The organism is Actinomycetospora sp., assembly GCF_055612215.1.
On record NZ_JBVPVA010000082.1, the window covers coordinates 1 to 5439 of the forward strand.

At 74.9% G+C, this 5439-nt stretch carries 5 protein-coding genes and 1 pseudogene; 2 read left to right on the top strand and 4 right to left on the bottom strand.

All coding sequences use genetic code 11. The annotated features are described in order from the left end of the window. The first annotated feature begins 13 nt into the window (after positions 1-13). Entirely contained in the window at positions 14-904 is an 891-nt protein-coding gene (locus AC0CYZ_RS01915; RefSeq protein ID WP_472211742.1) for a rhomboid family intramembrane serine protease, read from the top strand. Positions 905-952: 48 nt separating this feature from the next. Here the strand turns inward: AC0CYZ_RS01915 and AC0CYZ_RS01920 are convergent. Both AC0CYZ_RS01920 and crgA read right to left on the bottom strand, forming a co-directional pair. Further along, positions 953-1393, bottom strand: a pseudogene (locus AC0CYZ_RS01920) (PH domain-containing protein); the annotation flags it as partial. Positions 1394-1447: 54 nt separating this feature from the next. After that, the gene (gene crgA, locus AC0CYZ_RS01925; protein ID WP_472211745.1) at positions 1448-1705 is read right to left on the bottom strand and encodes a cell division protein CrgA; all 258 of its coding nucleotides are present in this window, start codon (positions 1703-1705) and stop codon (positions 1448-1450) included. Positions 1706-1805: 100 nt separating this feature from the next. Between crgA and AC0CYZ_RS01930 the strand changes: the two genes are divergently transcribed. Next, complete coding sequence (locus AC0CYZ_RS01930; RefSeq protein WP_472211748.1) at positions 1806-2453, top strand: aminodeoxychorismate/anthranilate synthase component II; 648 nt, start codon at positions 1806-1808, stop codon at positions 2451-2453. Between the two features lie 70 nt (positions 2454-2523). On the opposite strand, the gene pknB is transcribed toward AC0CYZ_RS01930, so the two are convergent. Both pknB and AC0CYZ_RS01940 read right to left on the bottom strand, forming a co-directional pair. Then, positions 2524-4518: a Stk1 family PASTA domain-containing Ser/Thr kinase gene (gene pknB / locus AC0CYZ_RS01935; protein ID WP_472211751.1), complete on the bottom strand. Its 1995-nt coding sequence runs from the start codon at positions 4516-4518 to the stop codon at positions 2524-2526. Continuing rightward, the coding region (locus AC0CYZ_RS01940; RefSeq protein ID WP_472211754.1) for a serine/threonine protein kinase at positions 4515-5439 on the bottom strand (925 nt) is incomplete at its 5' end. The genes pknB and AC0CYZ_RS01940, both read right to left, overlap by 4 nt.

Below are 5439 nucleotides of genomic sequence, written 5' to 3' on the forward strand. Positions count from 1 at the left end.
GGACAATGGGGGCATGAGCGTTCCCGCGGGCGGCCCGCCCGAGGCGCAGACCCAGGTCTGCGTCCGTCATCCCGACCGGCCCACCGGCCTGCGCTGCATCCGCTGCGACCGGCCGGCGTGCCCGCAGTGCCTGCGGGAGGCACCCGTCGGGATGCAGTGCGTCGACTGCGTCTCGGCGGGCGCGCGCAGCACGCCCCGGGCGCGGGTGCGGTCGTCGAGCACCCCGGTCGTCGTCCCGACCCTCATCGCGATCAACGTCGCGGTCTTCGTCCTGACCGTGATCAACGCGGGGAGCGTGGCCGACAACGCCTCGGGGTCGCTGTTCGCCGCCACCGCGCTCGCGCCCGTCCAGGTCGCGGGCGGGGGCTGGTGGCGGCTCGTGACGTCGGGCTTCCTGCACATCGGGCTCTTGCACCTGGTGTTCAACATGATCGCGCTGTGGTTCATCGGCCGCGACGTCGAGCTGGTGCTCGGGCGGCTGCGCTTCTCGGTGCTCTACGGCGCCTCCCTGCTGGGCGGGTCGGCCGCGGTGATGTTGTTCGGCAACCCGACCGGGCAGGTAGCGGGCGCCTCCGGGGCGATCTTCGGTCTGATGGGGGCGCTGATCGTGCTGCTGCGGCGCCTGCAGCTGCCGATGACCCAGGCGCTCGTGATCGTCGGGCTCAACGTCGTGCTCTCGCTGACCGTCCCCGGCATCTCGCTGCTCGGCCACCTCGGCGGTCTGGTGGTCGGCGCCGTCGTGGCCGCGGGGATGGTCCACGGCCCCGCGCGCTCACGCCCGGCCGCGGGCTTCGTCGTCGCCGGGTCCGTCGTCGCCGTCCTGGTCGTCGCGATCCTGCTGCGCGACGCGTCCTTCGGGTCCGTCGTGTGCGACTCGGCCACCGTCTGCCGGCGGGGCGCCTGAGCCGGACGCCGGCGGTCGCAGCCGGCCCGCGTCGGCCCGGTGCGCCTGCAGTGCCTCGGCGACGTCGGCCGGGTCGGCGCCCAGCTCCAGGCGGCCGAGGACGAGCAGGCGCTCGGCGCCGTCGTCGTCGCGGGCGTCGATCTCGAGGTAGGCCGCCGGGAGCCCGAGGCGGCGCATCCGCACGACGCGCACGGCGTCGACGCGGGCCCACGGCCACCGTCGGGTCCCCCGGAGACCGCGCAGGACCAGGGCGTCGTCCTCGGCGGCGAGCCTCGGACGGGCGCGCAGCCCGACGAGCGCCGCGGCGCCGACCACGACGCCGGCCACCCCGAGCAGCAGCCGTCCCGGCGCGTCGAGGGTGCCGGTGCCCGCGCCGAGAGCCACCCACGCGAGCAGGCCCACCGCGCCCAGCAGGCCGAGGACGACCGCCGGGACGGGGGCGGCCCAGCGCCGGGGGACGACGGGGGCGCCGTCGTCAGGGTTGTCCACAGGCTCCGTCCACAGTGGGGACGAATGACATCCGTGTAGTTCGGCCGGGTGGGATCAGCGCCACTTCATCGTCATGAGCAGCGCGATCACGACGAGCCCGAAGCCGATGAGGAAGTTGTAGCCCCCGAGCTCGGCCATGAACGGGATCGACTCGCCGGCGAGGTAGTTCACGACCAGCCACGCGAGCCCGACCAGCCCGATCGCCAGCATGATCACGACGTAGGCCGGGTGCGACGGGCCCGCCGTCGTCGCGGCGGCGGCCCGCGGGGGCGGCGTGTAGGCCGGCTTGCGGCGGACCTTGGACTTGGGCACGGCATGCTCCGCTCGGACGTTGACCGGGGTGGGGTCCACGGTAGCCCAGCCGGCAGCGCGGACCGACCGCCGCCGCCCGGCGGACCGTAGGCTGGGGCGCGTGCGGGTCCTCGTCGTCGACAACTACGACAGCTTCGTCTACAACCTCGTCCAGTACCTCGCCCAGCTGGGGGCCGAGCCGGTCGTGCGCCGCAACGACGCCCCCGACGTCCTCGACCTCGCGGGCGAGGTGGACGGCGTGCTCGTCAGCCCGGGTCCCGGGACGCCGGACGACGCGGGCCGCAGCGTCGAGGTCATCGAGCGCTGCGCGGGCGACGGCCGGCCGATGCTCGGGGTCTGCCTGGGCCACCAGGCCCTCGGCGCGGCGTTCGGCGCCGTCGTCGAGCGCGCTCCCGAGCTCCGCCACGGCAAGACCTCGGCCGTGCACCACGGCGGCGCCGGGGTGCTGGCCGGCCTGCCCGACCCCTTCACCGCGACGCGGTACCACTCGCTGACCGTGCGTCCGGACTCGCTGCCCGACGAGCTCGAGCCCACCGGCTGGACCGCCGACGGTGTGCTCATGGCGATGCGCCACCGGACGCTGCCGCTCGAGGGCGTGCAGTTCCACCCGGAGTCGGTGCTCACCGAGGACGGGCACCGGATGCTCGCGTCGTGGATGGCCGCGTGCGGCCACCCGGTGGCCGAGACGCTCGTCGCCGACCTCGTCCGTGACGTCCGTGCCCTCGCGCTCGCGGCGGCGCCCCGGTAGGTGCGCTGCGCGCCCGTGAGCACTTTCCGGTGTCATGACCCCGGAAAGTGCTCACGGGGCCGGAGGCCACCTAGTTCGGGAACAGCCCGTTGTTCCCGCCGAAGACGCCGCCGTTGCCGCCGGTCCCGGCGCCGCCGCCCCCGTCGCCGCCGTTGTAGCGGCCGACGGTCACCGTGATCGTGTCCTTGGCGCCGGCCTGGCTGCCCGCGGTCGGGGTCTGGCTCAGCACCTTGCCGTCCTGGTTCGGGTCGCCGACGTCGGTCGGGTTGGTCTGCAGGTTCCCGGTGAACCCGGCCGCGGCGAGCGCGGTGAGCGCGTCGGCCTGCGACTTGCCGATGATCGAGGGCACCTGCAGCTGGTTGCCCTTCGACACCGAGAGCGTGACCTTCGAGCCCTGTGCGACGGTCGAGCCCGCGCTGGGCGAGGTGGAGACCACGGTGCCGGCCTTCCCGCCGCCGTCGGTCTGCGTGACGGTGACGGTGAGCCCGACGCCCTCGAGGGTCTGCGTCGCGGTCGCCTGGTCCTGACCGGTGACGTCGGGCATGCGCAGCGTCGGGCGCGCCTGGCCGACGGTGAGCTGGATGGCCGTGCCCGGGGGCACCGGCGTCTGCGGCGCCGGGTCCTGGGCGAGCACCTTCCCCACCTGCGACGGGTCGTCGACCTGGCGCTGCTGGGGCACGGAGGTGAGCGTCAGCCCGGCCGCCTGCGCCATCTGCTGGGCCTGGTCGGCGGTCTGCCCGACGAGCTGCGGGGTCGGCACCCGGTCGGGCCCGCGGCCGACCTGCAGCGCCACGACGGTGTCCGGCTGAACCTCGGTCCCCGCGGCCGGGTCGGTGCCGAGCACGCGGCCGACCTGCGCCGGCTCGGACACGACCTGGACGAGGTTCGGCCGCAGCCCGGCCCCGGTCAGCGTCCGCAGCGCCACGTCCTGGGGCTGGTTCGCGACGTCGGGGACGGGGAGCTGGTGGTTGGACGGCGAGGCGATCCAGAAGAGTCCGGCCAGCACCGCGGCCAGCAGCACGACGCCGCCGATGATCGCGTTGCGCCGCCGGCGCCGCGACCGCCGCACGTCCTCCTGCTCGGCCTGCCAGGCGGCGAAGTCGCCCGCCTCGGTGGCGGGCGTGCCGTAGGCGTACGCGGCCGGCCCCACGGCCTGCGTCGGGCCGGTCTGGTTCATGTAGTCGGTGCGCTCGTCCGCGGACATCACCAGCGGCGCCTCGACCGGCTCGCCCTGCAGCGCGCGGATCAGGTCGTCCCGCATCTCGCCGGCCGTCTGGTAGCGGTTGAACGGGTTCTTCGCGAGCGCCTTCAGCGCGATCGCGTCGAGCGCCGCCGGCACCGCGGGGTTGATCTCCGACGGCGTCCTCGGGTCCTCGCGCACGTGCTGGTAGGCGACCGCCACCGGGGAGTCGCCGGTGAACGGCGGCTGCCCGGTGAGCAGCTCGAAGAGCACGCATCCGGTGGAGTAGACGTCCGAGCGCGCGTCGACCTGCTCGCCGCGCGCCTGCTCCGGCGACAGGTACTGCGCGGTGCCGATGACGGCGGCGGTCTGCGTCATCGCGGGCTGGGCGTCCGAGAGCGCCCGGGCGATGCCGAAGTCCATCACCTTGACCGCCCCGGACGGGGTGATCATGACGTTGGCCGGCTTCACGTCGCGGTGGATGATCCCGTGCCGGTGGGAGAAGTCCAGCGCCGAGCACACGTCGGCGACGACCTCGCAGACCCGGTAGGGGTCCATCGGTCCGCCGGACTTGACGATGTCGCGCAGCGTCCGCCCGGCGACGTACTCCATGACGATGTAGGGCAGCGGGATGTCGTCCGCCCAGGTCTCGCCGGTGTCGTAGACCGCGACGATCGCGGGGTGGTTCAGCGCGGCGGCGTTCTGGGCCTCGCGCTGGAACCGGATCTGGAACTGCGGGTCGCGGGCGAGGTCGGCGCGCAGCACCTTGATGGCCACGTCGCGCCCCAGGCGCACGTCACGCCCGCCGTGCACCTCGGACATGCCGCCGTAGCCCAGGGCCGGGCCGAGCTCGTACCGGTCGGACAGGAGGCGGGGAGTGGTCATCCGAACTCCTGACAGGTCACGGTGATCGTGTCACCGCGCCGGACGTCACCGGTGGGGGACACGTAGAGCACCCGGCAGGCTGACGGGTCGCTCGGCTTGGAGCCCAGGACGGTCCGGACCTCGGGGTCCAGGCCGTCCTCGCGCAGCGCGGCGACCGCCACGGAGGCCGGCCGTCCCACGTAGTCGATGTTGCTGACGGCGACGGTGTTGCCAGACGCCGAGCTCGTCGCCGTCGTCGTGCGGCTCGCCCGGGTGGTCGTGGTCGGCGCCGCGGTCGTCGTCGTGGTCGTGGGGGTGGCCACCGGGGCGGGCGGCGGGCTGGTGTCGGTGTTGGAGAGCAGCACGTAGCCGGCGACGGCGAGCAGCGCGACGACGAGCGCGATCGCCGCCACCGCGCCCCACGGGCCGCGGCGGGGGGAGGCCGCCGGCGCGTTGTCCCAGCGGTCCGGACGCCGCGGCGACGAGGGCTGGGGCTCGCGGGTGGTGGCCGGCGCGATGCGGGTCGCCGGGTTGACGGCCTCGGTCGCCGCGGTCACCGCGCCCGGGCGGGGCACCGGCTCGCCGCGGCGCACGGCCGACACCGCGCGGGCGAACTCCCCGCCGGTGGCGTAGCGCCCGCGCGGGTCCTTGGTGAGGGTCAGCTCGATGAGCTGGCGCACCACCGGGGGGACATCGGGCGGCAGCGGGGGCAGCGGGTCGCGGATGTGCATCATCGCGACGGTCACGGCGTTCTCGGACAGGAACGGCCGGCGTCCCGCGAGGCACTCGTAGCCGACGACGCCGAGGGAGTAGACGTCCGACGCCGGGCCCGCGTCCCCGCCGCCCGCCTGCTCGGGGGCGATGTAGTGCGCGGTCCCCATGACCATGCCCGAGCGGGTGACCGGGGCCGCGTCGACGGCCTTGGCGATCCCGAAGTCGGTG